General features: G+C 61.1%; 24 protein-coding genes and 1 other RNA gene. 4 read left to right on the top strand and 21 right to left on the bottom strand.

The features are described from left to right. Positions 1–16: 16 nt before the first annotated feature. The 16 genes from ftsA to rsmI all read right to left on the bottom strand — a co-directional run bounded on the left by ftsA (position 17) and on the right by rsmI (position 17,280). On the bottom strand, positions 17–1,276 hold the full coding sequence (ftsA, locus tag B1722_RS04965) for a cell division protein FtsA (protein WP_003228014.1): 1,260 nt from the start codon (positions 1,274–1,276) through the stop codon (positions 17–19). Between the two features lie 15 nt (positions 1,277–1,291). Next, entirely contained in the window at positions 1,292–2,158 is an 867-nt protein-coding gene (locus B1722_RS04960; protein ID WP_041073143.1) for a cell division protein FtsQ/DivIB, read from the bottom strand. A 4-nt stretch (positions 2,159–2,162) separates the two neighbouring features. Beyond that, positions 2,163–3,137, bottom strand: coding sequence for a D-alanine--D-alanine ligase (locus B1722_RS04955; protein WP_086791637.1), 975 nt, complete (start codon positions 3,135–3,137; stop codon positions 2,163–2,165). Next, positions 3,134–4,594: a UDP-N-acetylmuramate--L-alanine ligase gene (gene murC, locus B1722_RS04950; protein ID WP_007961634.1), complete on the bottom strand. Its 1,461-nt coding sequence runs from the start codon at positions 4,592–4,594 to the stop codon at positions 3,134–3,136. The genes B1722_RS04955 and murC overlap by 4 nt, the downstream gene beginning before the upstream one ends. Beyond that, positions 4,587–5,657 carry an undecaprenyldiphospho-muramoylpentapeptide beta-N-acetylglucosaminyltransferase gene (gene murG / locus B1722_RS04945; protein ID WP_027612180.1) on the bottom strand — a complete coding sequence of 357 codons (1,071 nt, stop codon included), beginning with the start codon at positions 5,655–5,657 and terminating at the stop codon, positions 4,587–4,589. The genes murC and murG overlap by 8 nt, the downstream gene beginning before the upstream one ends. After that, complete coding sequence (gene ftsW, locus B1722_RS04940) at positions 5,647–6,864, bottom strand: putative lipid II flippase FtsW (RefSeq protein ID WP_003228018.1); 1,218 nt, start codon at positions 6,862–6,864, stop codon at positions 5,647–5,649. Before ftsW ends, murG begins: the two co-directional genes overlap by 11 nt. Beyond that, positions 6,861–8,207: a UDP-N-acetylmuramoyl-L-alanine--D-glutamate ligase gene (gene murD / locus B1722_RS04935; protein ID WP_007961632.1), complete on the bottom strand. Its 1,347-nt coding sequence runs from the start codon at positions 8,205–8,207 to the stop codon at positions 6,861–6,863. Before murD ends, ftsW begins: the two co-directional genes overlap by 4 nt. Before the next feature lie 5 nt (positions 8,208–8,212). Further along, positions 8,213–9,295 (bottom strand): phospho-N-acetylmuramoyl-pentapeptide-transferase, encoded by a 1,083-nt coding sequence (gene mraY / locus B1722_RS04930; RefSeq protein ID WP_025109289.1) that lies wholly within the window; start codon positions 9,293–9,295, stop codon positions 8,213–8,215. Next, complete coding sequence (gene murF, locus B1722_RS04925; RefSeq protein ID WP_086791635.1) at positions 9,295–10,662, bottom strand: UDP-N-acetylmuramoyl-tripeptide--D-alanyl-D-alanine ligase; 1,368 nt, start codon at positions 10,660–10,662, stop codon at positions 9,295–9,297. The genes mraY and murF overlap by 1 nt, the downstream gene beginning before the upstream one ends. Then, positions 10,655–12,118, bottom strand: coding sequence for a UDP-N-acetylmuramoyl-L-alanyl-D-glutamate--2,6-diaminopimelate ligase (locus tag B1722_RS04920; RefSeq protein ID WP_047296423.1), 1,464 nt, complete (start codon positions 12,116–12,118; stop codon positions 10,655–10,657). The genes murF and B1722_RS04920 overlap by 8 nt, the downstream gene beginning before the upstream one ends. Next, entirely contained in the window at positions 12,118–13,857 is a 1,740-nt protein-coding gene (locus B1722_RS04915) for a penicillin-binding protein 2 (RefSeq protein ID WP_174376919.1), read from the bottom strand. The genes B1722_RS04920 and B1722_RS04915 overlap by 1 nt, the downstream gene beginning before the upstream one ends. Then, the gene (ftsL, locus tag B1722_RS04910) at positions 13,857–14,150 is read right to left on the bottom strand and encodes a cell division protein FtsL (protein WP_041073157.1); all 294 of its coding nucleotides are present in this window, start codon (positions 14,148–14,150) and stop codon (positions 13,857–13,859) included. The genes B1722_RS04915 and ftsL overlap by 1 nt, the downstream gene beginning before the upstream one ends. Further along, positions 14,147–15,094, bottom strand: a complete 948-nt coding sequence (rsmH, locus tag B1722_RS04905; protein WP_041073160.1) for a 16S rRNA (cytosine(1402)-N(4))-methyltransferase RsmH — start codon at positions 15,092–15,094, stop codon at positions 14,147–14,149. Before rsmH ends, ftsL begins: the two co-directional genes overlap by 4 nt. Beyond that, positions 15,091–15,546, bottom strand: coding sequence for a division/cell wall cluster transcriptional repressor MraZ (mraZ, locus tag B1722_RS04900; RefSeq protein ID WP_003228026.1), 456 nt, complete (start codon positions 15,544–15,546; stop codon positions 15,091–15,093). Before mraZ ends, rsmH begins: the two co-directional genes overlap by 4 nt. 401 nt (positions 15,547–15,947) lie before the next feature. Further along, positions 15,948–16,301: RNase P RNA component class A (gene rnpB / locus B1722_RS04895), an RNA gene on the bottom strand. A 73-nt stretch (positions 16,302–16,374) separates the two neighbouring features. Beyond that, complete coding sequence (rsmI, locus tag B1722_RS04890; RefSeq protein ID WP_086791633.1) at positions 16,375–17,280, bottom strand: 16S rRNA (cytidine(1402)-2'-O)-methyltransferase; 906 nt, start codon at positions 17,278–17,280, stop codon at positions 16,375–16,377. A gap of 177 nt (positions 17,281–17,457) precedes the next feature. On the opposite strand from rsmI, the gene B1722_RS04885 reads away from it, so the two are divergent. The 4 genes from B1722_RS04885 (at position 17,458) to B1722_RS04870 (ending at position 20,904) form a co-directional block, all read left to right on the top strand. Then, positions 17,458–19,269, top strand: coding sequence for a penicillin-binding protein activator (locus tag B1722_RS04885; RefSeq protein WP_041073162.1), 1,812 nt, complete (start codon positions 17,458–17,460; stop codon positions 19,267–19,269). Further along, positions 19,269–19,631: a YraN family protein gene (locus B1722_RS04880; protein ID WP_041073170.1), complete on the top strand. Its 363-nt coding sequence runs from the start codon at positions 19,269–19,271 to the stop codon at positions 19,629–19,631. Before B1722_RS04885 ends, B1722_RS04880 begins: the two co-directional genes overlap by 1 nt. A 104-nt stretch (positions 19,632–19,735) precedes the next feature. Continuing rightward, on the top strand, positions 19,736–20,329 hold the full coding sequence (locus B1722_RS04875; protein WP_025109297.1) for a phosphoheptose isomerase: 594 nt from the start codon (positions 19,736–19,738) through the stop codon (positions 20,327–20,329). Next, complete coding sequence (locus B1722_RS04870) at positions 20,326–20,904, top strand: BON domain-containing protein (RefSeq protein ID WP_041073173.1); 579 nt, start codon at positions 20,326–20,328, stop codon at positions 20,902–20,904. The genes B1722_RS04875 and B1722_RS04870 overlap by 4 nt, the downstream gene beginning before the upstream one ends. Positions 20,905–20,955: 51 nt before the next feature. Here B1722_RS04870 and B1722_RS04865 read toward each other — a convergent pair whose 3' ends face one another. The 5 genes from B1722_RS04865 to petA all read right to left on the bottom strand — a co-directional run bounded on the left by B1722_RS04865 (position 20,956) and on the right by petA (position 24,736). Next, on the bottom strand, positions 20,956–21,369 hold the full coding sequence (locus B1722_RS04865) for a ClpXP protease specificity-enhancing factor (protein ID WP_027612189.1): 414 nt from the start codon (positions 21,367–21,369) through the stop codon (positions 20,956–20,958). Between the two features lie 16 nt (positions 21,370–21,385). Then, positions 21,386–22,003, bottom strand: a complete 618-nt coding sequence (locus B1722_RS04860; protein ID WP_003228048.1) for a glutathione S-transferase N-terminal domain-containing protein — start codon at positions 22,001–22,003, stop codon at positions 21,386–21,388. Between the two features lie 146 nt (positions 22,004–22,149). After that, positions 22,150–22,932, bottom strand: coding sequence for a cytochrome c1 (locus B1722_RS04855; protein ID WP_007961619.1), 783 nt, complete (start codon positions 22,930–22,932; stop codon positions 22,150–22,152). Beyond that, a complete protein-coding gene (locus B1722_RS04850; RefSeq protein ID WP_086791631.1) occupies positions 22,932–24,143 on the bottom strand; it encodes a cytochrome bc complex cytochrome b subunit in 1,212 nt (403 codons plus the stop codon). The genes B1722_RS04855 and B1722_RS04850 overlap by 1 nt, the downstream gene beginning before the upstream one ends. Beyond that, positions 24,143–24,736, bottom strand: coding sequence for a ubiquinol-cytochrome c reductase iron-sulfur subunit (gene petA / locus B1722_RS04845; protein ID WP_003228055.1), 594 nt, complete (start codon positions 24,734–24,736; stop codon positions 24,143–24,145). Before petA ends, B1722_RS04850 begins: the two co-directional genes overlap by 1 nt. Between the last annotated feature and the right edge of the window lie 93 nt (positions 24,737–24,829).

Genomic DNA, 24,829 nt, shown 5'->3' with positions numbered 1-24,829 from the left:
GTGTTGCGGTAAAGCTTTAGAAGTTGCCTTGAACCCACTTCTTCAATCGGTCCAGCAACGGCGCCTGTGGCTCATCGTTGCTGTAGCTGTCGCGGCTGCCGATGCCCGAGAACGAGATCCCGTCGGACTGCTTCTGCAGGCCGTACATCAGCAAGCCAACGCCAGTGGAATAAATCGGGTTGCGCACCACGTCATCCAGACCTTTCACGCCGTGCGGCACGCCCAGGCGCACCGGCATGTGGAAGATTTCCTCGGCGAGCTCGGTGGCACCTTCCATCTTCGAGGTACCGCCGGTCAGGACGATGCCCGCCGGGATCAGGTCTTCGTAGCCGCTGCGACGCAGTTCGGCCTGGATCAGGGTGAACAGTTCGTCGTAACGCGGCTCGACCACTTCGGCCAGGGCCTGACGCGACAGTTCGCGCGGTGGACGGTCGCCAACGCTTGGCACCTTGATGGTTTCACCGGCACCGGCCAGTTTGGCCAGGGCACAGGCGTAGCGGATCTTGATCTCTTCGGCGTACTGGGTCGGGGTGCGCAACGCCATGGCGATGTCGTTGGTCACCTGATCACCGGCAATCGGGATCACCGCGGTGTGGCGGATCGCGCCTTCGGTGAAGATCGCGATGTCGGTGGTGCCGCCGCCGATGTCGACCAGGCACACGCCCAGCTCTTTTTCGTCGTCGGTCAGTACCGAGTAGGCCGAGGCCAGTTGCTCGAGAATGATGTCGTCGATTTCCAGACCGCAGCGACGCACGCACTTTTCAATGTTCTGTGCGGCGTTGACGGCGCAGGTGACCACGTGAACCTTGGCTTCCAGACGCACGCCGGACATGCCCAGAGGCTCGCGGACGCCTTCCTGGTTATCGATCACGTAATCCTGCGGCAGGGTGTGCAGCACGCGCTGGTCAGCCGGGATCGCCACGGCCTGGGCAGCGTCAAGTACACGCTCCAGGTCAGCCGAGCTCACTTCGCGGTCACGAATCGCCACGATGCCGTGGGAGTTCAGGCTGCGGATGTGATTGCCGGCCACGCCGACGAACGCCGAGTGAATGCGGCAGCCCGCCATCAGTTGGGCTTCTTCGATCGCGCGCTGGATCGATTGCACGGTCGACTCGATGTTCACCACCACGCCCTTCTTCAGGCCGCGGGACGGGTGAGTACCGATACCGACGATTTCCAGCGTGCCGTCGTCCGCGACCTCGCCTACCAGCGCCACCACCTTGGAGGTGCCGATATCCAGACCGACGATCATTTTGCCGCTTTGCACGTTTGCCATGGGTCCTGCCTCTTCTTAATTCTTTGCGACAGCGGGTTGGGCTGTCGTCGGCGCTACTGGTTCCCGCCAGCCAACAGCGAGGCCGTTGGCGTAGCGCAGATCGATGCGCGCAATGTTCGTAATCTGGTCTTTAAGCGTCTTGTCATAGATGGCGATGAAGCGGCGCATCTTTTCCACCAGGTTGCCGCGTCCCAGCAGCAGCTCGATGCCGGGGCCGGAGCTACCGGCACCGGTGGTCAGGAACCAGCTGCCACGTTCACGCAGTTCCAGACGCGCGATCGAGAAACCCAGCGGCCGGAGCATCTGGCTCAGCACCTGATACTGCTGCATCACTTGCTGCTGGGCCCGTTGTGGGCCGAACAGCTGTGGCAGGTGTTCGTAGTTCGCCAGTTCCTTGGGCGTGAACGCCTGGCCCTGGTTGTTGAGCAGCGACTCGTCGCCCCAACGGGCCACGGGCAGTTGCTCTTCGAGGCGGATCACCACCTGGTCCGGCCACACCCGGCGTACTTCGGCGTGGGCGATCCACGGCATCTGTTCAAGCTCGGTGCGCATGCCGGCCAGATCAATGGTGAAAAAGCTCGACGCCACGTACGGGGCGATTCGCTGCTGCACCGCTTGCTGGCTGATGTAGCTCAGGTCGCCCTGCACGGCGATCTTGGTGATCGGCCGGTCGGCATACGGCAGCAAACGCTGCGCGCCTTCGTAGGTACCGAACCCCAACGCCACCAGCAGCACTGGCCAGAACAGGCTTTTCAGAAAGCCGAAATTGGCTTTCGGCAGGCGCGCAGACATCGGCTCTTTGGCCACCATTCGGCTGGCACCCCGCGGCACCGGCTTGCGGCCGGGTGCGGGTGGCTGATGTCTGAGCTGAGCGCCTTGCATGGTCTTAACCTCGCGCCTCTGTATGACCGGAGCCTTCAACACTGGCGGCCAGAATGGCCAGAACCAGTTGCTGGAAGTCCAGACCGGCAGCACGGGCCGCCATCGGCACCAGACTGTGATCGGTCATGCCCGGTGCGGTGTTCACTTCCAGGAACCAGAACTGTCCGTCGGCGTCCTGCATCACGTCCGCCCTGCCCCAACCGGCAATACCCAGCGCCTCACAGGCCTTGGCCGTGAGATCCATGAGTTCCTGCTCCTTGGCGGCATCCAGCCCGCACGGAATGCGGTACTGGGTATCGTTGGCGATGTACTTGGCGTCGTAGTCGTAGAACGTGTGCGGTGTACCCAGGGCGATAGGAGGCAACACCTGGTCACGCAGGGTGGCGATGGTGAACTCCGGACCTTGAATCCATTGTTCAACCAAGACTTGCGAATCGTAGGTACTGGCCGCTTTCCATGCGTCGATCAACTCGGACGCAGAACTCACTTTGGCCATCCCGATACTTGAACCTTCATGCGCCGGTTTGACGATCAAAGGGAAGCCCAGTTCCGTCGCCGCGGAAATACAATCGGCTTCGCTGCACAGCACGGCGTGACGCGGCGTCGGAATCCCGAGGCTGTGCCAGACCTGCTTGGTGCGCAGTTTGTCCATCGCCAGTGCCGAAGCGAGGATGCCGCTGCCGGTGTAAGGAATACCGGCGCATTCGAGCAGGCCCTGCATCGAGCCGTCTTCACCGCCACGACCGTGGAGAATGATGAACGCGCGGTCGATCTTTTCATTCAGCAGACGCTGCAGAAAATCCTCGCCGACGTCGATCCCGAACGCGTCCACGCCCGCGCTTTGCAGCGCGTCGAGCACGGCGTTACCGGATTTCAGCGAAACCTCACGCTCGGCACTCATGCCACCGAACAGCACGGCGACACGCCCGAAATCTTTCGGCGCGATGGTGGAGAACAGGTTGGCGTAGGCAGCAGTCATTTCAACTTCCCCTCGACCGACGCAGCCACGGCGCCGGCGAACAATTCACTTTTCAACAGCTTCGGCGCGAGACCGCCGATATCCCCGGCGCCCTGGCACAGCAGGATGTCGCCGGCACGCAGCAGCGGTTTGACCAGCGGCGCGAGGTCGACACCGCGCTCGATGTAGATCGGGTCGAGCTGACCGCGCTGACGGATGCTGTTGCACAGCTTGCGGCTGTCCGCGCCCGGGATCGGCTCTTCGCCGGCCGGATAGACTTCCATCAGCAACAGCACGTTGGCATCGGCCAGTACATTGACGAAATCGTCGTACAGGTCACGGGTGCGGCTGTAACGGTGCGGCTGGTAGACCATCACCAGACGGCGCTCCGGCCAGCCACCACGCACGGCTTTGATCACGGCCGCGACTTCGGTCGGGTGGTGACCGTAGTCGTCGACCAGCATCACGTTGCCGCCGTCCACCGGCAGTTCGCCATAGACCTGGAAGCGTCGGCCAACGCCCTGGAACCCGGACAGGCCTTGGACGATGGCTTCGTCGCTGACGCCTTCGTCGGTGGCGATGCAGATGGTCGCCAGCGAGTTGAGCACGTTGTGGTTGCCCGGCATGTTCACCGACACATCGAGCGGCTCGCGATCAGGACGCAGCACGGTGAAGAAGGTCTGCATGCCTTGCTGACGCACATTGATCGCGCGCACGTCGGCGTCTTCGCTGAAGCCGTAGGTCACGGTCGGACGCTTGACCAGCGGCAGGATTTCACGCACCACCGGATCGTCCAGGCACATCACCGCCAAACCGTAGAACGGCAGGTTGTGCAGGAACTCGACGAAGGTTTTCTTCAGTTTGTTGAAGTCACCGTCGTAGGTCGCCATGTGATCGGCGTCGATGTTGGTGACCACGGCCACCAGCGGTTGCAGGTGCAGGAAGCTCGCATCGCTTTCGTCGGCTTCAGCGATCAGGTAGCGGCTGGTACCGAGCTGGGCATTGGTGCCCGCGGCATTCAGACGGCCACCGATGACGAAGGTCGGGTCCAGACCACCAGCGGCGAACACCGAAGCGATCAGGCTGGTGGTGGTGGTTTTGCCGTGGGTGCCGGCGACGGCGATGCCGTGGCGATAGCGCATCAGCTCGGCGAGCATCTCGGCACGCGGTACCACCGGGATACGACGCTCAAGGGCGGTCGCCACTTCCGGGTTGGAGGTGTTCACAGCGCTGGAAACCACCAGCACGTCGGCGGTCGCAGCGTTCTCGGCGCGGTGGCCGATATAGATGTGCGCCCCGAACGATTCCAGACGCTCGGTCACCGGCGACGCTTTCAGGTCGGAACCGGACACTTCATAGCCCAGGTTCAGCAACACTTCAGCGATGCCGCACATGCCAACGCCGCCGATACCGACGAAGTGGATGCGACGGATGCGGCGCATTTCCGGTTGTGGCATGGCTTTCTGATTCTCAACCATGGGCCACCTCCAGGCAGGTATCGACCACGCTACGGGTGGCATCGGGTTTGGCCAGACGGCGGGCCGCTTGGGCCATTTCTTCGAGTCGTTGCGGTTGCATCAAGACCTCTGTCAGGCGCGCGGCAAGGTCCGCGGCACCAGTCGTTCTTTGCGGCATCACGAAGGCTGCGCCTTCACGGGCCAAATAATCGGCGTTGCGGGTCTGGTGATCGTCGATCGCGTGGGGCAAAGGCACCAGCATCGAGGGCAGACCAACGGCAGCCAGCTCACTGATGGTCAGCGCGCCAGCGCGGCACACCACCAGGTCAGCCCAGCCATAGGCCTGGGCCATGTCTTTGATAAAGGGCTGCACCTGCGCATCCACGCCGGCGGCGCGGTAGCGCTCTGCAGTCACTTCATCGTGGTTTTTGCCGGCCTGATGAAACACTTCCGGACGCAAATCGGCAGGTACTTGCGCCAGGGCTTCAGGCAGCAACTTGTTCAACGGTTCTGCGCCCAGGCTTCCGCCGAGGATCAGCAAACGCGCTTTGCGCCCCGCCAAGGCTGGTCGCGATGTTTCGAGGAACAGCTCGCTGCGCACCGGGTTTCCGGTGGTACGGCGGGTGTCCGACAGAGTAAAGGTGTCGGGGAACGCTTCACACACCCGGGCGGCGAACGGCACCAGCAACCGATTGGCGGTGCCGGCCACGGCGTTCTGCTCGTGAACGATCACCGGCACACCGGCCAGTTTCGCGGCAATCCCGCCAGGCCCGGTCACATAACCACCGAAGCCGACCACGCAGACTGGACGCAACTTGCGAATCACCGCCCGCGCCTGCCACACCGACTTGAGCAACATGAACGGTGCCTTGAGCAGCGACAGCTTGCCCTTGCCACGCAACCCGGTGGCATTGATGCGGTGCAGTTCCAGACCTGCAGCCGGCACCAGTTCGTTTTCGATTCCGCGTGGCGTGCCGAGCCAGTGCACGGTGTAGCCGCGCGCCTGGAATTCGCGGGCACAGGACAGCGCCGGGAACACGTGGCCGCCGGTGCCGCCGGCCATGATCAATACGTTAGCGCCCATGATTCGGCTCCTCGGCGAAGTCGCTCTCATGGAACTCCATCTCTTCACTGCCCAGGTGGGTTCGACTCTCCCACTCGATCCTCAGCAACAAGCCGAGGCAGGCACAGCAGATCACCAGAGAACTGCCGCCATAACTGAGGAACGGCAGGGTCAGGCCCTTGGTCGGCAGCAGGCCGACGTTCACGCCGATGTTGATCAGGAACTGACCGATCCACAGGAACGACAGACCGTAAGCCACATAAGCGGCGAAGAACTGCTTGGCCTTCTCGGCCCACAAACCGATGTACATGCCGCGAATACAGACGAAGACGAACAGTGCGACAGTGCACAGCGAACCGACGGCGCCCAGCTCTTCGGCCAGCACCGAGAACACGAAGTCGGTATGCGCTTCAGGCAGGTAGAACTGTTTCTGCACGCTGTTGCCCAGGCCAACGCCCAGCCACTCACCGCGACCGAAGGCAATCAACGCCTGCGACAACTGATAACCGGCGCCGAACTGGTCGGCCCACGGGTCGGCGAAGTTGGTCAGACGCGCCATCCGGTACGGCTGCATCTGAATCAGCAAGACCACGGCCCCGACTGCGAGAACCACCATCAGCGAGAAGCGGAACAGCCCGACTCCGCCGAGGAACAGCATCGCCGCCGCAGCCCCCATCATTACCACGGTGGCACCGAAGTCCGGCTCCATCAGCAACAGACCCGCCATCGGCAGCAGCACGATGAACGGCTTGAAGAAGCCCATCCAGCTCTCGCGCACTTCTTTCTGCCGACGCACCAGATAACCGGCGAGATAGATCACCACAAACACCTTGGCAATCTCGGACGGCTGCACGTTGAAGAAGCTGAAACCGATCCAGCGCATCGACCCGTTCACTTCACGGCCGATCCCCGGGACGATCACCATTACCAGCAGACCGAATGCGCCGATCAGCATCATCCAGCCCAGACGCTGCCAGGTGGCAATCGGAATCATCATGGTGATGATGCACGCGCCGAGGCCTAGCGCCACGTAGATCAGGTGGCGAATCATGTAATACAGCGCGCTGCCCGACTGCGCCGCCGCCACTTCGGTGGAAGCCGAGGCGATCATGATCAGGCCCAGGCCCAGCAGCGCCAGGCAACCGGCGAGCATCGGGAAGTCGAGGTCGATGCCACGCCCGGTGATGATCGGCGACGGGTATGGCTTGATGATATTGCGCAGGCTCATGCCAGATCCTCCACGGCGCGGACGAACTGGTGACCACGGTCTTCGTAATTCTTGAACATGTCGAAACTGGCGCAGGCGGGCGACAGCAGCACCACGTCACCCGGCTGGGCGACCGCGCGGCATTGCGCGACGGCGTCGACCAGCGAGGTCGCGCGAATCAGCGGCACGGCATCGCCGATAGCCTCGCCGATCTTGTCGGAGTCGCGGCCCATCAGGATCACGGCGCGGCAGTTGGCCGCCACCGGATCGCGCAGGTCGTTGAACTCGGCGCCTTTGCCGTCGCCACCGGCGATCAGCACGACCTTGCCGTCGATGTCCGCACCCAGGCCTTCGATGGCAGCCAGAGCGGCGCCGACGTTGGTGGCCTTGGAATCGTTGTAGTAACCGACGCCGTCGAGATCACGCAGCCACTGGCAGCGGTGTTCGAGGCCGGTGAAGTTACGCAGGGCATCAAGCATGGCGTCGAACGGCAAGCCGACCGCATGGCCGAGCGCCAGCGCCGCGAGGGCGTTGGCCTGGTTATGCGCGCCGCGCACTTTCAGTTCGCGCACCGGCATCAGGTTCTGGAATTCGAAGGCCAGGTATTTCTCGCCGTCTTCTTCGCGCAGGCCGAAGGCCTTGAAATCCGGTTTGTTCAGGCCGAAGGTCCAGCAAGGCTGGCCTTCGCCGATCAGCGGACGGCTGAGTGCATCCTGACGGTTGACCACGAACTGCTTCGCACCACGGAAGATCCGGTGCTTGGCCAGGTGATACGCCGGCAGGCCGCTGTAGCGGTCCATGTGGTCTTCGCTGATGTTGAGCACGGTGGCCACTTCAGCGTTGAGCTGGTCGGTGGTTTCCAGCTGGAAGCTCGACAGCTCCATCACGTACAGCTCGACGTCATCGCTGAGCAATTCCAGCGCTGGCGTACCGAGGTTGCCGCCGACCGCGACGCGTTTGCCGGCCGCAGCCGCCATCTCGCCGACCAGAGTGGTGACGGTGCTTTTCGCGTTGGAACCGGTGATGGCCACGATCGGCGCCCGCGCGTTACGCGCGAACAGCTCGATATCGCCGGCCATTTTCACGCCACGGGCGGCAGCGGCTTGCAGGGCCGGGGTCGCCAGCGCCAGGCCGGGGCTCACGTAAAGCTCGTCGGCACGGCACAGGAATTCGACGTCCAGCTCGCCACAACGCACTTCCACGTGCGGATAGTCACGCTTGAGCGTGGCCAGTTCCGGTGGATTGTCCCGCGTATCGGCGACGGCAAACGACACGCCCCGGTTCGCCAGGAAGCGAACCAGGGACATGCCGCTCTTGCCGAGGCCGACAACGATGCGGAAGTGGTCAGAAGCGATCAGAGACACTCGTTCTACCTCAGCTTCAGGGTGGCAAGGCCGATCAGCACGAGAATCACGGTGATGATCCAGAAACGGACGATCACGCGTGGCTCGGGCCAGCCCTTGAGTTCAAAGTGGTGGTGAATCGGTGCCATGCGGAACACACGGCGACCGGTCAGCTTGAAAGAGGCAACCTGGATAACCACCGACAGGGTTTCCATCACGAACACTCCGCCCATGATGAACAGGACGATTTCCTGACGGACGATCACTGCGATGGTGCCCAGTGCCGCGCCCAGTGCCAGAGCACCGACATCGCCCATGAACACTTGCGCCGGGTAAGTGTTGAACCAGAGGAATCCGAGGCCGGCACCGATCAGCGCGCCGCAGAACACGATCAGTTCGCCCGCGCCCGGCACGTAAGGGATCAGCAGGTATTCAGCGAATTTCACGTTACCCGACAGGTAGCAGAAGATCCCCAGACCGCCGCCGACCATCACGGTTGGCATGATCGCCAGACCGTCGAGGCCGTCGGTCAGGTTGACCGCGTTGCTCGAACCGACGATCACGAAGTAGGTCAGCACGATGAAGCCGGCGCCCAGCGGAATGCTGTAGTCCTTGAGCATCGGCAGGATCAGCGTGGTCTCCACCGGCGTGGTCGCGGTCATATAAAGGAAGATCGCTGCGCCCAGGCCAAAGACCGACTGCCAGAAATATTTCCAGCGGCTTGGCAAGCCACGGGAGTTCTTCTCGATCACTTTGCGGTAATCGTCGACCCAGCCGATGGCGCCGAACAGCAGAGTCACCAGCAGAACGACCCACACGTAGCGGTTGCTCAGGTCAGCCCACAACAGGGTGCTGACACCGATGGAAGACAGAATCAACGCGCCGCCCATGGTCGGCGTACCCGACTTGGACAGGTGCGATTGCGGGCCGTCGTTACGAACGGACTGGCCGATCTGACGGTTCTGCAGGGTGCGGATCATCCACGGGCCATAGCACAGCGACAAAACCAGCGCGGTCAGCACACCGAGGATCCCGCGCAGGGTCAGGTACTGGAAGACCGCGAAGCCTTTGTAGAACTGTTGCAGATACTCCGCTAGCAGCAGCAGCATTAATGTTTCTCCAGACTGGACCCGCACAGAGCCGCAACGATGTTTTCCATCGCTGCACTGCGCGAACCCTTGATCAAAATGGTGGTGTTTGTGTCCTGCTCGGCGTCGAGGGCCTGGATCAGTTCGGCTTGCGTACCGAAGTGATGCGCCTCTTTACCGAATGCGTTCACGGCGTGGACCATGTTCGGCCCGACCGCGTAAAGCGCGGAAACCTTGCCCCGGGCGTACTCGCCCACGTCGCGGTGCCCCTGCTCCGCCCAGTCGCCCAACTCGCCGATATCTCCGAGCACCAGGACGGTGCGGCCGGAAAAGCCGGCGAGTATATCAACGGCAGCGCACATGGAGGTGGGGTTTGCGTTGTAAGTGTCATCGATCACGCGCATGCCGTTCTTCGCCAGTTGCGCGACGGTGCGGCCCTTGACCGGTTGTACCGCGCCAAGCCCGGTGGCGATGCCGAACAGCGACACGCCCAGGGCGTGAGCGGCAGCGGCGGCAGCCATGGCGTTGGCGACGTTATGGGTGCCGAGCAGGTTCAGTTGAACGTGCTCCACACCTTCAGGTGTATGCAGGTTGAAGGCCGGGCAACCCCGGGCATCGGTGCTCAGGTCGCTGGCGTAGAAATCTGCCTGCGGATTGCTCAGGGAGAAGGTCAGCACCTTGCGTGCGCCGGCGCGGAGTTTCCAGATTCCGAAGGCCTTGTCGTCGAGGTTGAGCACGGCAATACCATCCGCCGCCAGACCGTCGATGATCTCGCCCTTGGCCTCGACGATTTTTTCCGGCCCGCCGAACTCGCCAACATGGGCAGTGCCAGCGTTATTGAGGATCGCCACGTGCGGCTTGGTCAGCCCGACGGTGTAGGCGATTTCGCCCAGACGCGAGGCGCCCAGTTCGATCACGGCGGCGGTGTGCTCCGGCGCCAGTTCAAGCAGGGTCAGCGGTGCGCCGAGATCGTTGTTCAGATTGCCGCGAGTCGCCAGCACCGGACCGCGGGTACGCAGGATGCTCGCGAGCATTTCCTTGACCGTGGTCTTGCCGCTGGAGCCAGTGATGGCCGCAACGGGCTGGGTGAACGCGGCACGGTTCAGTGCACCCAACTGGCCGAGGGCCTGACGGGTGTCCTTGACCAGCAGTTGCGGCAAGGTGCTGTCGGCGACTTCACGCTCGACCAATGCCGCCACCGCGCCTTTGCCGGCGACATCGTTCAAGTAGTCATGACCGTCAAAGCGCGGGCCAGTCAGGGCAATAAACAGTTGGCCAGCGGTGATAGCACGGCTGTCGATACTGACGCCATCGAAACTGGCATCGCTGCTGATCAGACGTGCGTCGAGCACGTTGGTCAGTTCGCTCAATGTCAGGGCCTTAAGCATGGGCCACCTCCCACGCGGTGAGGGCATGATCGGCCTCGACCAGATCGGAGAAAGCGTGCCGCTCGCCGTTGATTTCCTGATAGTCCTCGTGACCTTTGCCGGCCAGCACGATCACGTCATCGGCCGATGCAGCAGCGATCAGCTGGGCAATCGCCTGGCCACGGCCGGCGACGAAGGTGACTTTATCCACAGCAGTGAAACCGGCGCGGATGTCATCGAAAATCTGCGCCGGGTCTTCGGTGCGCGGGTTGTCATCGGTGACCAGTACGCGATCGGCCAGACGCTCGACCACTTCGGCCATCAGCGGACGCTTGCCGCGATCACGGTCACCGCCACAGCCGAACAGGCACAGCAACTGGCCTTTGACGTGTGGGCGCAGCGCGGTCAGAACTTTTTCCAGGGCATCCGGGGTGTGCGCGTAATCGACCACCACCAGTGGCTGAGTGCCGCCACCCAGACGCTGCATGCGCCCGGCCGGGCCTTCAAGTTTCGGCAGCACCTTGAGGATTTCGTCGAGCGCATAATCCAGACCGAGCAAGGCGCCGACCGCCGCCAGCACGTTGCTCAGATTGAAACGACCGAGCAGCGTGCTGCGCAGATGGTGTTCGCCCTGCGGCGTGACCAGCGTGGCGCGTACGCCGTGGTCATCGAACTGCGCTTCGCGGACATACAAATAGGCGCTGCTGTCGAGCAGGCTGTAACTGATCAAACGCGACTCGCGTTTTTCGCCGGCCAACTGCCGACCGAAATCGTCGTCGAGGTTGACCACGCGGCACTTCAGGTCATTCCAGGCGAACAGCTTGGCCTTGGCCTCGGCGTACGCCTGCATGGTGCCGTGATAATCCAGGTGGTCGCGGGACAGGTTGGTCATCACCGCGACGTCGAACGCCAATGCAGTGACCCGGCCCTGATCCAGACCGTGGGACGACACTTCCATGGCCACGGCTTTGGCCCCGGCCTTTTTCAGGTCGGCCAGAGTGGCTTGCATGGCGATCGGATTCGGCGTGGTGTGCAGGCCGCTTTCCAGCGCGCCATGGAAGCCGGAACCCAGCGTACCAACGATGCCGCAATGCTGACCAAGCAGATCGAGTGCCTGCGCGACCAGTTGGGTCACGCTGGTTTTGCCATTGGTGCCGGTAACACCGATCAGGTTCAAGTGATGGCTCGGCTCGCCATAAAAGCGCCCGGCGATGTCGGACAGCTGCGCCGCCAGGCCTTTGACCGGAATCAACGGTACTTCGGTGATCGGCAGCACGGTGGCGCCTTCCACTTCGTAAGCAACTGCCGCCGCGCCGCGCTGCAAGGCATCGGCGATGTGCGCACGGCCATCGAACTTGCCACCGGGCACGGCGAGGAACAGGTCGCCCGCGCGCACGTTGCGGCTGTCCAGCGCCAATTCACGGATCAACAGATCATGGCCGGCGTGGGGGAATATCTTGTTCAGACTCAGAGACATCAGCCGCGCCCTCCATTGGCTTTCAGCGGAACGACCGGGGTAGCGTTGGCCTGTTGGGTAGTCGGCAGGTTGTCCGGGGTCACGTTCATCAGACGCAGGGTGCCGGACATCACACGGCTGAACACCGGCGCCGACACCAGACCACCGAAGTAACCGGCCTTGGACGGTTCATCGATCACCACCACGATGGCGTAACGCGGATCGCTCATCGGGCCGAAACCGGCGAACAGCGAGCGGTAGGAGTTTTCGGCGTAGCCCTTGGTGCCCACCGACGTTTTACGTGCAGTACCCGACTTGCCGGCCACGTGATACGCCGGCACCTGCGCACGGAACACGCCGCGCGGTGCTTCGATCACTTGCTGCAGCATGCCTTGCATGGTTTTCGCGACCGCTTCCGGCAATACCTGAGTGGTCTGCGGCGGCTTGTCGGTTTTGATCAGCGTCAGCGGTGCGAGACGACCGTTGTTGGCCAGCGCCGAGAATGCGTGCACCAGTTGGATCGCGGTCACGGAAATACCGTAGCCATAAGACAGTGTCGCGGTTTCGGCTTTGCGCCAGTCGCGGTAGTTCGGCAGGTTGCCGACGCGCTCGCCCGGAAAGCCCAGGCCGGTGTCCTGGCCGAGTCCGACTTTCTGTGCGAGACGGTAAATGGTCTCACCGCCGATATCGAACGCGACCTTACTCATGCCGACGTTACTGGAATTGATCAGGATGCCGGTCATGTCGAGTACCGGACCTTCGGTCTTCGACACGTCCTTGATCGTGTACTTGCCGATCTGCAGCGAGCCTGGATACACCTCGACTGTGTCGGTCGGTTTCCAGCGCCCGGATTCGATCGCGGCACTCATCGAGATCGCTTTCATGGTCGAACCCGGCTCAAACACGTCGATCATCGCGCGGTTACGCATCATCGCCGGCTGCAGGTTACGACGGTTGTTCGGGTTATAGGTCGGCTGGTTGACCATGGCGAGAATCTCGCCGGTCTTCACGTCCATGATCACCAGGCTGCCAGCCTTGGCGCCGTTCTCGATGATCGCGTTGCGCAGCTCGCGGTTGGCCAGGTATTGCAGACGCAGGTCAATCGACAACGCCAAGGGCTTGCCGGCCTTGGCGTTCTTGGTGACCTGGACATCCTTGATCAGCCGACCGCGCCGATCCTTGATGACTTGCCGCTTGCCCGGCACCCCGGCCAGCCACTCGTCGTAGGCCAGCTCGACGCCTTCGCGCCCGTGATCGTCAATGTCGGTAAAGCCGACCATGTGCGCGGTGACTTCACCGGCCGGGTAGAAGCGGCGGAATTCTTCGATGCCGTAAACGCCCGGCACTTTCAGGTCGAGCACAGCCTGGCCCTGCTCAGGGGTCAGCCCGCGCACCAGGTAAATGAATTCTTTGTTGGCCTGAGCTTCGAGACGTTCGGCCAGGGCTTTCGGATCCTGCCCCAGCGCCGCGGCCAGTGCCGGCCACTTCTCTTTGGCCGTCTGCATTTCCTTGGCGTTGGCCCACAGCGTCGTCACCGGGGTACTCACGGCCAACGGCTCGCCGTTACGGTCGGTGATCAGACCACGGTGAGCAGGAATCGGGATGTGACGGAGACTGCGTGCGTCGCCCTGCCCCTTGAGGAAGTCACGGTCAACCACTTGCAGGTCGATGATGCGCCAGCAGATCGCCGCGACCATCACGCCGAGCAGAGCCACCATCAGGCGGAAGCGCCACGGGAAGAGTGCGCCTTCGAGTTTCATCATGGCGCCACCATCTTCACGTCAGCCGCGCCCGGAATGTGCATTTTCAATTGTTCGGTGGCCAGCACTTCGATGCGGCTGTGCGCAGTCCAGGTGCTTTGCTCGAGAATCAGGCGCCCCCACTCGGCCTGCGCCTTGTCGCGCACGCTGAGTTCGTTGTAAAGGGTGTTAAGCAACTGCCGGTTCCAGTGCGCGCTGTAAGACACGCCGATGGCCGACACGAGCACGCCGACAAACAGCAGCAGCATGATAAAGCTGCCGCCCGGCAGGGGCTTGGCGAAAAGCTTGCTCACCGCAACTTCTCCGCGACACGCATGACAGCGCTACGGGAACGTGGGTTGGCTTTGAGCTCGGCGTCGGAGGCCGTCTGCGCTTTGCCATGGATTTTGATTTTCGGTTCGAACGCCACGTGGCGCACAGGCAGGTTGCGCGGCAGGTTGTCGGCTTCGCCTTTCACCAGTTTGCGCATGAACAGTTTGACGATGCGGTCTTCCAGCGAGTGGAAGCTGATGACCACCAGACGGCCACCGACTTCCAGAGCATCCAGTGCGGCTTCAAGGCCGGCTTCCAGATCGCCCAGTTCGTTGTTGACGTGAATACGCAAACCCTGGAACGCACGGGTCGCCGGGTTCTTGCCCTTCTCCCACGCCGGGTTGGCAACTTTCAGAACTTCCGCCAGATCGGCGGTGCGCTCGAATGGCTTGATGTCGCGGCGCTCGGCCACGGCACGGGCCATGCGCCCGGAGAAACGTTCTTCGCCGTATTCCTTGAACACCCGGGCGATTTCTTCCACGGGCGCGGTGTTGACGAATTCGGCGGCGCTGATGCCACGGGACGGATCCATGCGCATGTCCAGCGGGCCGTCATTGAGGAAACTGAAGCCGCGCTCGGCGTCATCCAGTTGCGGCGACGACACGCCGAGATCGAGCAGGATGCCGCTGACCTTGCCGCTCAGACCCTGCTCGGCAACCACCGAACCCAGTTCGGCAAAGCTGCGCTGCACAACGACAAAGCGGCCGTCTTCGGCCGCTAGCGTTTGCCCGGTGGCAATCGCTTGAGGATCCTTGTCGAATCCGATCAGCCGGCCGTCCGGCCCGAGCTGGCTGAGGATCAGCCGACTGTGCCCGCCGCGCCCGAACGTACCGTCCAGATAGCAGCCATCAGGACGTACGGCGAGAGCCTCGACGGCTTCGTCAAGCAGTACGGTGATGTGGTTAAAGCCGCTATCAATAGTCACAGGATCAAATCACGCAGTTCGTCAGGCATGGCGCCCGGTTGTTGAATAGCAGCAAGGTCAGCGGCAGACACCGCGTTCCATGCATCCTCGTCCCACAATTGGAACTTGTTCAGTTGGCCCACCAGCATCGCTTTCTTATCAAGCTTTGCGTATTCGCGCAGACGCGGTGGAACCAGAAAACGACCACTGCCGTCGAGTTCGAGGTCGACGGCATTACCAATCAATAAACGCTGCAGGCGACGGTTCTCTTCTCGCAGCGAAGGGAGCGCACGCAACTTGGTTTCAATAATTTCCCACTCGTCGAGCGGGTAGACACACAGGCACGGATCAACGGCATCAATGGTCACGATCAACTGGCCGGAACTACGCGAAACGAGCTCGTCACGGTACCGGCTCGGCATGGCGAGACGGCCCTTAGCATCGAGACTGATAGCGTTAGCTCCGCGAAACACGTCAGCGTTTCTCCAATTTTTATCGTTTTGAGCTCAAAAAACCCACTTCATGCCACTTTCCGCCACTTGCGCACACTATAGGAATGCGCCCACCACACCGTCAAGGCGCGGATTAAAGGAAAACCCTTACAGAACGGAGATTTAGGAGCTTAAAAGGAGGGGCAACGACAATTTGGCGGATACTTTTGACCAATAACTTGATGCAGCACTGAAAGCTGCGCTCGGAAGTTAAAGTGATTTGTTAAGAGTAAGATTTTTTCGGTATTACAAAAGCGCTTCTGCTGTTGATTGAAGCAAGGTGGGAAATGGCTATTACTGCATTTGCCGCTGCCGGACTTTAGCGCAGGCCTGCCGATAATAACCAGCCCTGATGCCATTGATTCAAGCAGGGAAAGAAAAAGGTGGAGAGTCGATCTGTAAGCCGGGTTCTGTCTTGAACAGTCATTCGTCTACGATGGCCATCACTGGACATCTTTAGCAACCTACCCGGTCCCAGCGCGGGCCACGCCTTGGGACCCTATTTGGTCTTGCTCCAAGTGGGGTTTACCTAGCCACGAACTGTTGCCAGACGTGCGGTGCGCTCTTACCGCACCTTTTCACCCTTACCGGCGCCGAAGCGCTTAGGCGGTTATTTTCTGTGGCACTTTCCGTAGGCTCACGCCTCCCAGGCATTACCTGGCACTTCGCCCTATGGAGCCCGGACTTTCCTCCCCCCTCTAATTTTCATAGAGGGCAGCGACTGTCCGATCGACTCTCCGCCGCGCAGGTTAACGGCAGAGCGCCCGAAGAACAAGCGCTAATAGCCGTGAAACCCGTCTGCGCGACGGGTTACTCGCCCTTCTGCTGTTCCAGTGCGACCTGATACAGCACGTTTTTGCGCTCACCGGTGATTTGCGCGGCCAGGGCGGCAGCGCGCTTGAGCGGCATCTCTTCGAGCAGCAGGTTGAGGACGCGCATCGCCTCGCTGCTGACCGCGTCCTCGGACTGCGGTGCAGACCAGCCCGCGACCAGCACCACGCACTCGCCGCGCTGCTGATTGCTGTCGGACTCGACAAACGCCCGCAACTCAGCCAGCGGCAAGCCTTTGAGCGTCTCGAAGGTCTTGGTGATTTCCCGGGCCAGCAACGCCTGACGCTCGCCACCGAACACCGCTTCCATGTCCTGCAGGCACTCGAGAATGCGATGCGGGGCCTCGTAGAAAATCAGCGTGCGTGGCTCTTCCTTTACCGATTCCAGGCGCGCCTTGCGCCCTGCCGACTTGGCCGGCAGGAAGCCTTCAAAAATGAACCGGTCGGAGGGCAGCCCCGCCGCCGACAGCGCTGCGATCAACGCACAGGCACCCGGCACCGGCACCACATTGATGCCCGCCGCCCGCGCCTGACGCACGAGGTGATAACCCGGATCTGAAATCAGCGGTGTCCCGGCATCAGATATCAGCGCGACGTTATCGCCTGCCAGCAAACGGGTAATAAAGCGGCTACCTTCATCACGTTCGTTATGTTCATGGCACGCGGCCAGCGGCGTGGCAATGCCGAAGTGCTGCATCAAACGTGCCGAGTGCCGCGTGTCTTCGGCGGCGATCAATGCCACTTCGCGGAGGATTTTCAGAGCCCGGGCGCTGATGTCGTCCAGGTTGCCGATGGGCGTCGCCACCACATAAAGCGAGCCAGCAGCGGAATTCAAAGGACCTGGAGCAGTCAAAGCGCACACCTCATGATCGGTAAAAGCCGGCATTGTAACGCGTCACGAGGCTTGCGATGCGTTCCGGCCGACGCCGGTTTTGCGCGTCTTTGTGCGATGCCGCAACATTTGCTTCAGCTAAATTGACGGTTTCACGCCAGTAACATCGCGCCCCGGCCAGCGCTTGGGTACAATTCCACGCTAATTTGATCGAGTATCAGGAACACTTACATGATCGCTTGCCTGCGGCTGTTCACTGCCCTCTGCCTCGCTGCCTTATTGGCGGCCTGCGCCAGCTCCCCCTCCTCCAGCCTTGGCGAACTTCCACGGACTCCGGATGCCAGCATCGAGCAACTGCTCGAACAGGCTACCCAGGCCAAGACGCCGGAAAAAGCCGCGCTGTTGCGCTTGAGCGCGGCAGACCTCGCTTATCGCCAGGGCAATGCCGGCCAGTCCGCGCAGATCCTGCAACAAGTGCCGATGGAGCAGTTGAAGCCAGGCCAGCAGATCTTCGCCAGCACCTTGTCCGCTGAGCTGGCAATGACGCGTAATCAGCCTAAAGCTGCGCTGACCGCTCTGAGCCATCCGAGCCTGCAGCACCTGAGCGAAATGCCGGAAGATCAGCAAGTTCGCACCGGCACCGTGCACGCCCGCGCACTGGAAGCCGACGGCCAGACCCTGGCAGCCGCTCGTGAGCGCATCTTCATCGCTCCAATGCTCAAAGGCGAAGCCGCGAGCAAGAACCACGAAGCCATCTGGACTTTGATCGCTTCGCTGCCTACCGATCAACTGCAACCCAACACCGCCGACGATCTCGGCGGCTGGATGGGCCTGGCCCTGGCTGTGAAAACCGCCGGCACCCTGGAACAGCAGCAAGCGGCGATCGATGCCTGGCGCGCACAGAATCCAAAGCACCCAGCAGCAATCAACCTGCCGCTGCCACTGACCAAACTCAAGGAACTGGCCAGCCAGCCCCTGAGCAAGATTGCCCTGCTGCTGCCGCAAGACGGCCCACTGGCCTCAGTCGGTAAAGCGCTGCGTGAAGGCTTCATGGCGGCGCACTATCAAGCACAACAGGCCGGTCAGAAGCCACCCGCCATCGAGTTTTACGACAGCTCCAAACTGACCTCGATGGACGAGTTCTACCGCAAGGCCCAGGCCGATGGCGTGCAACTGGTGGTCGGCCCGCTGGAAAAACCGCTGGTCAAGCAATTGAGCACCCGTCCGCAACTGCCAATCACCACCCTCGCGCTGAACTACAGCGAAGGCGATCAAGGTCCGGCGCAACTGTTCCAGTTCGGTCTGGCGGCTGAAGACGAAGCTCGCGAAGTTTCGCGTCGCGCCCGCGCCGACGGCCTGCATCGCGCGGCGATCATGGTGCCGAAAGGCGAATGGGGCGACCGCGTATTGCGTGCGTTCAGCCAGGACTGGCAGGCCAATGGCGGCAGCATCGTTGCCACCGAACGCGTTGATCAGCCAGTGCAACTGGCCCAGCAGATCGCTGACATGTTCCAGCTGCGTCAAAGCGAAGCCCGCGCCAAGAGCCTGCAAAACGCTGCTGGCACCAATGTCGCCGCTCAGCCGTCGCGTCGCCAGGACATCGAGTTCATCTTCCTGGCAGCCACCCCGCAGCAAGCGCAGCAGATCAAGCCGACCCTGAACTTCCAGTACGCGGGTGATGTTCCTGTGTACGCAACCTCCCACGTGTACAGCGCCAGCGGCGATGTGAACCAGTACAACGACATGAACGGCGTGCGCTTCTGCGAAACCCCATGGTTGCTGGAAGCCAATGACCCGCTGCGTCAGCAAGTCACCGCGCAATGGCCGCAAGCGGCCGGCAGCCTGGGTCGCCTTTACGCCATGGGCGTCGACGCCTACCGTCTGGCGCCGCGCCTGGGTCAGTTGAAGGCGCTGCCGGACAGCCGCATCGAAGGTCAGTCGGGTAGCCTGGGCATGACCCAGACCCAACGCGTAGTGCGTCAGTTGCCATGGGCGCAGTTCGTCAATGGTCAGGTTCAACGCCTGCCGGACACCCCGCGCTGATGCCCGACGGCTCGCACCTGCAAAGCGGTAAAGATGCCGAGCGCCAGGCGCTCGAGCATCTGCAACACCAGGGTCTGCGCCTGCTGGCGCAGAACTGGTCATGCAAACGGGGCGAGCTTGATCTGGTCATGCTTGATGGCGATACAGTAGTATTCGTCGAAGTCCGCTACAGAAAAAACACTCAATGGGGTGGCGCGCTCGCTAGCATCGATGAGCGCAAACGGCAGAAGCTGATTTTCGCCGCACAGCATTTCCTTCAGCGCGAGTCACGCTGGGCCGATTCCCCTTGCCGCTTCGACGTGGTGGCCATCGACAGGCACCCGGATCAGTTGAACTGGTTGCAGAATGCGTTCGATGGTTGATTCTCTGCACACCACCCCGGACACTTTCACCGACAATTTTTGCTCTTTGCTTTGCGGGCTGCACATTCACGTGCCGAACAGCCGCGCTACTTAAGGTCACACAGATGGACATGCAATCCCGAATTCGCCAGCTTTTCCAGGCCAGTATCGACACCAAGCAACAGGCGATGGACGTACTTGCACCGCACATCGAGCAAGCCAGCCAGATCATGGTCAACGCCCTGCTCAACGAAGGCAAAATGCTTTCGTGCGGCAACGGCGGCTCTGCCGGCGACGCCCAGCACTTCTCCTCCGAGCTGCTCAACCGCTTCGAGCGTGAACGCCCGAGCCTGCCGGCCATCGCTCTGACCACCGATAGCTCGACCATCACCTCGATCGCCAACGACTACAGCTACAACGAAGTGTTCTCCAAGCAGATCCGCGCATTGGGTCAACCCGGCGATGTATTGCTGGCGATCTCGACCAGCGGCAACTCGGCAAACATTATTCAAGCGATCCAGGCCGCACATGATCGCGAAATGGTTGTCGTAGCTTTGACTGGCCGCGATGGCGGCGGCATGGCTTCACTGCTGCTGCCTGAAGATGTCGAGATTCGCGTACCGGCCCATGTCACTGCACGTATTCAGGAAGTCCATCTGCTGGCGATCCATTGCCTCTGCGATCTGATCGACAGCCAACTGTTCGGGAGTGAAGAATGACCCCTAATCGCCTTGGCCTTCTGGCCTTGACCCTGTGCCTCGGCATCAGCGGCTGCACCTCGGTGGTGAATGCCAGCCGTGAAGCGCCGATTGAAGACGACCGCGGCACCCGAACCTTCGGCAGCAAAATCGACGACTCGCTGATCGAGACCAAAGTCGGCGTCAACGTGGCCAAGGCCGACCCCGGCCTGGACAAGGACTCGCATATCGTCGTCACCAGCTTCAACGGCGTGGTGCTGCTCGCCGGCCAGACTCCGCGCGAAGACCTCAAGGCCAAGGCCGAACAGGCCGCCGCCAACGTGCAGCGCGTGAAGAAAGTGCACAACGAACTGCAAGTGATTGCACCTTCAAGCTTCCTCGCTCGCCAGAACGACGCCTGGCTGACCACCAAGATCAAGACCCAGATGCTGACCGACGCCAGCATTCCCGGCTCGCGCATCAAGGTCGTGACCGAGAACGGTATCGTTTACCTGCTGGGCCTGCTGACCAAACAGGAAGCACAACAGGCAACCAACCTGGTGCAAGGCGTTGCCGGCGTGCAGAAGATCGTGAAGCTGTTCGAATACATCGACTGATACGCGACGAGCAGATACAAAAAAGGCGATCCATCCGGATCGCCTTTTTTATTACTTCACCACTTTCAAGCTTGGCCGGCCGCTTGGTCGCGGCGGCTCGCTGCCCGGTGGCGGCAAGTCGTCATCGGGCTCGATATCGTCTTCGTCATCCATCGGCGACTCGAGATCGAACACCATGCCCTGCCCGTTCTCCCGGGCGTAGATGCCCAGAATCGCGCTGATTGGCACATAGAGACTATGCGGAACGCCACCGAAGCGACCCTCAAAGGTCACCACGTCGTTGTCCATGTGCAAGTGCCGCACGGCACTGGGCGAAATGTTCAGGACAATCTGCCCGTCGCTGGCGAAACCTTGCGGCACCTGCACTGCCGGGTATTCGGAATTGACCAGCATGTGCGGGGTGCAATCGTTATCCACAATCCACTCGTAGAGCGCGCGGACCAGATAAGGTCGACTGGAGTTCATAGCGGCTCCTTAAGCCTTAGCGCATATCGCGTTCGACGCCAGACAGACTCGCCTGGAAAGCCTCACGCGCAAACTGGCGCTCCATATAATCAAGCAGCGGCTTGGCCGGCCGCGGCAGTTCAATCCCCAGAATCGGCAAACGCCAGAGTATTGGCAATAGGCAGCAATCCACCAGACTTTGTTCCTCACTGAGGAAAAACGGCTTGTCGGCAAACAACGGCGACACGCCCGTCAGGCTTTCACGCAATTCCTTGCGTGCCACGACACGCGCGGCTTCCTTGGTTTTCGGATCCAGAATCAGATCCACCAGACCACACCAGTCGCGCTGAATACGGTGAATCAGCAGACGGCTGTTGGCACGCGCCACCGGGTAAACCGGCATCAGTGGCGGATGCGGGTAACGCTCATCCAGATATTCCATCACCACGGTCGACTCCCACAACGCCAGGTCGCGATCGACCAGTGTCGGGAGACTGCCGTAAGGGTTCACCTCAATCAGTTTAGGCGGCTGGCGGCCAGCTTCCACGTAAATGATTTCGGCGCTGACACCCTTCTCTGCAAGCACGATGCGCACTCGGTGGGAATAGTGGTCGGCGGGGTCGGAGTAACAGGCCAACCGATTGGTCACGCCCATGGCGATCCTCCTCGCTTGTTGAAATGATTGGAACCGGAAAAACGCGCGCGCCCAGAGGGCGCCTCCCGCAATGCCTGGCGAACCAGACATTGCGTTATCGGAGGCGCCCTTGGGCGCGCGCGATTAACAGCAATGCTTGAAGCGTATCAGTGCACGTCTTTCCAGTATTCACGCTTGAGCAGGTAGGCGAACACAAAGAAGAACGCCAGATACAGCAAGACGTAAGTACCGATGCGCTGATGTTGCAGCTTAACCGGGTTAGCCGAGTAAGCCAGGAAGGTTACCAGATTCTTGACCTTCTCATCGAACTGCTCTTCGTTCAGAGCACCGGTTTTCGGCACGATGGTCAACTGATCGCACGCTTCATGAGTCAGCGGCGTACCGGTCAGCGGATCGTATTGCTTCTTGCCGTCCTCGACGATCTGCACTTGCTTGCAGCCCACCACCTGACGACCTTGCAGGCCGACCAGCACGTTAGGCATGCCGACGTTTGGGAAGACCTTGTTGTTCACGCCCCAGGGACGCGCCGGATCTTCGTAGAACGAGCGCAGATAACCATAGAGCCAGTCGGTGCCACGCACGCGCGCCACCAGGGTCAGGTCCGGCGGTGCCGCACCGAACCAAGTCTTGGCGTCTGCCGGCTGCATGCCGATGTTCATGTGGTCGCCGATCTTGGCGCCGGTGAACACCAGCTTCTCGAGCATCATGTCGTGGGGAATGCCGAGGTCATCGGCCACCCGTTCGTAACGCTGGAACTTGGCACTGTGGCAACCCATGCAATAGTTGGCAAAGGTGCGCGCACCGTCCTGCAGGGCAGCTTTATCGGACACGTCGATGTCGACTTTTTCCAGCTCCGGACCACCGTGTTCGGCGGCGAAAGACAGCACAGGCAGCGCAGCAAAAATCAGAGCAAAAAATAACTTTTTCATCAGCCAGTCACCCTTTCCGGAACCGGTTTGGTCTTCTCGAGCCTGGTGTAGAACGGCATCAGAATGAAGTAGGCGAAGTACAGGAAGGTGCAAATCTGCGACACCAGCGTGCGCTCGGGCGTCGGGGCCAGTACGCCCAGAATGCCGAGGATCACGAAGGAAATGCAGAACACCAGCAGCCAGATTTTGCTCATCCAGCCTTTGTAGCGCATCGATTTGATCGGACTGCGGTCCAGCCACGGCAGCACGAACAGCATGGCAATCGAGGCCCCCATGGCGATCACGCCCATGAGTTTGTCCGGGATCGCACGCAAGATCGCGTAGAACGGCGTGAAGTACCAGACCGGGGCAATGTGCTCAGGCGTCTTGAACGGGTTGGCTTGCTCAAAGTTTGGCTTTTCGAGGAAGTAGCCGCCCATTTCCGGGAAGAAGAACACGATAAAGCAGAAGATGAACAGGAACAACACCACACCGACGATGTCTTTCACGGTGTAGTACGGGTGGAAGGCAATGCCGTCCAGCGGGACACCGTTTTCGTCTTTGTGCTTCTTGATGTCGACGCCATCCGGGTTGTTCGAACCGACTTCGTGCAGCGCCAGAATGTGCAACACCACCAGACCGAGAATCACGATCGGCAGCGCCACGACGTGCAGTGCGAAGAAGCGGTTCAGAGTGATTCCGGAGATCAGGTAGTCACCCCGAATCCACTGGGTCAGGTCGTTGCCGATCACCGGAATCGCACCGAACAGCGAGATGATCACCTGGGCACCCCAGTAGGACATCTGCCCCCAAGGCAGCAGATAACCCATGAAGGCCTCAGCCATCAGCGCCAGGTAGATCAGCATGCCGAACACCCAGACGAGCTCACGCGGTTTCTGGTACGAACCGTAGAGCAGGCCCCGGAACATGTGCAGATAAACCACGATGAAGAACGCCGAAGCGCCGGTGGAGTGCAGCAGACGCAGGATCGAGCCGTACTCGACGTCGCGCATGATGTACTCGACGGAAGCGAACGCCTCTTCTGCCGACGGGGTGTAGCTCATCGTCAGCCAAACACCGGTGACGATCTGGTTGACCAGCACCAGCAGTGCCAGCGAGCCGAAGAAATAGAAGAAGTTGAAGTTTTTTGGCGCGTAATACTTGCTGAGATGGTCTTCCCACATTTTGGTCGCCGGGAAGCGCGCATCCACCCAATCCATGAACTTGCTCATCACGCTTTCTCCGTATCGACGCCAATGACAATCAGGTCATCGGTCTCATAGGAATGCGGGGGAACTGGCAGGTTCAAAGGCGCGGGTTGCGACTTGTAGACGCGGCCAGCCAGATCGTAGTGGGAACCGTGGCAAGGGCAGAAATAGCCGCCGACCCAGTCTTTACCCAAGTCCGCAGGCGCCACTTCGGGACGGAAGGTGGGAGAGCAACCCAGGTGAGTGCAGATCCCGATCAGCAGCAGGATTTCCGGCTTGATCGAGCGCACTTCAGGATCGACATAAGTAGGTTGCGTGGAGTTTTTGGAAGTCGGATCGGAGAGCTGGCCCTCGATCTTCTTGAGATTCCCCAGGATTTCCGCAGTACGGCGGACAATGAACACCGGCTGACCGCGCCATTCGGCAATCATCTGCTGTCCTGGCTCGATCTTGCTGACATTCACTTTCACCGGTGCACCGGCGGCTTTCGCCTTGGCACTGGGAAACCATGACCCCACGAACGGGACCGCAGCCCCCACCGCTCCTGCAGCACCCACCACGGATGTGGCTGCTACCAAGAAGCGACGCCGGCCTGCATTCACGCCGTCATTGCTCATTCAGTCCTCTCCCATCAGCTTTGTGGCCTGTTAAATCAGGCATCTACTAAATAAATCAATGTTACTTATAAAAATTTTGCCGAGATGGTAATG

Source organism: Pseudomonas sp. SCPG-7, assembly GCF_002156405.1.
Lineage (GTDB): Bacteria > Pseudomonadota > Gammaproteobacteria > Pseudomonadales > Pseudomonadaceae > Aquipseudomonas > Aquipseudomonas parakoreensis.
The sequence above is the reverse complement of the archived record's forward strand: the minus strand, read 5'-3'. Positions and strand labels throughout refer to the sequence as shown.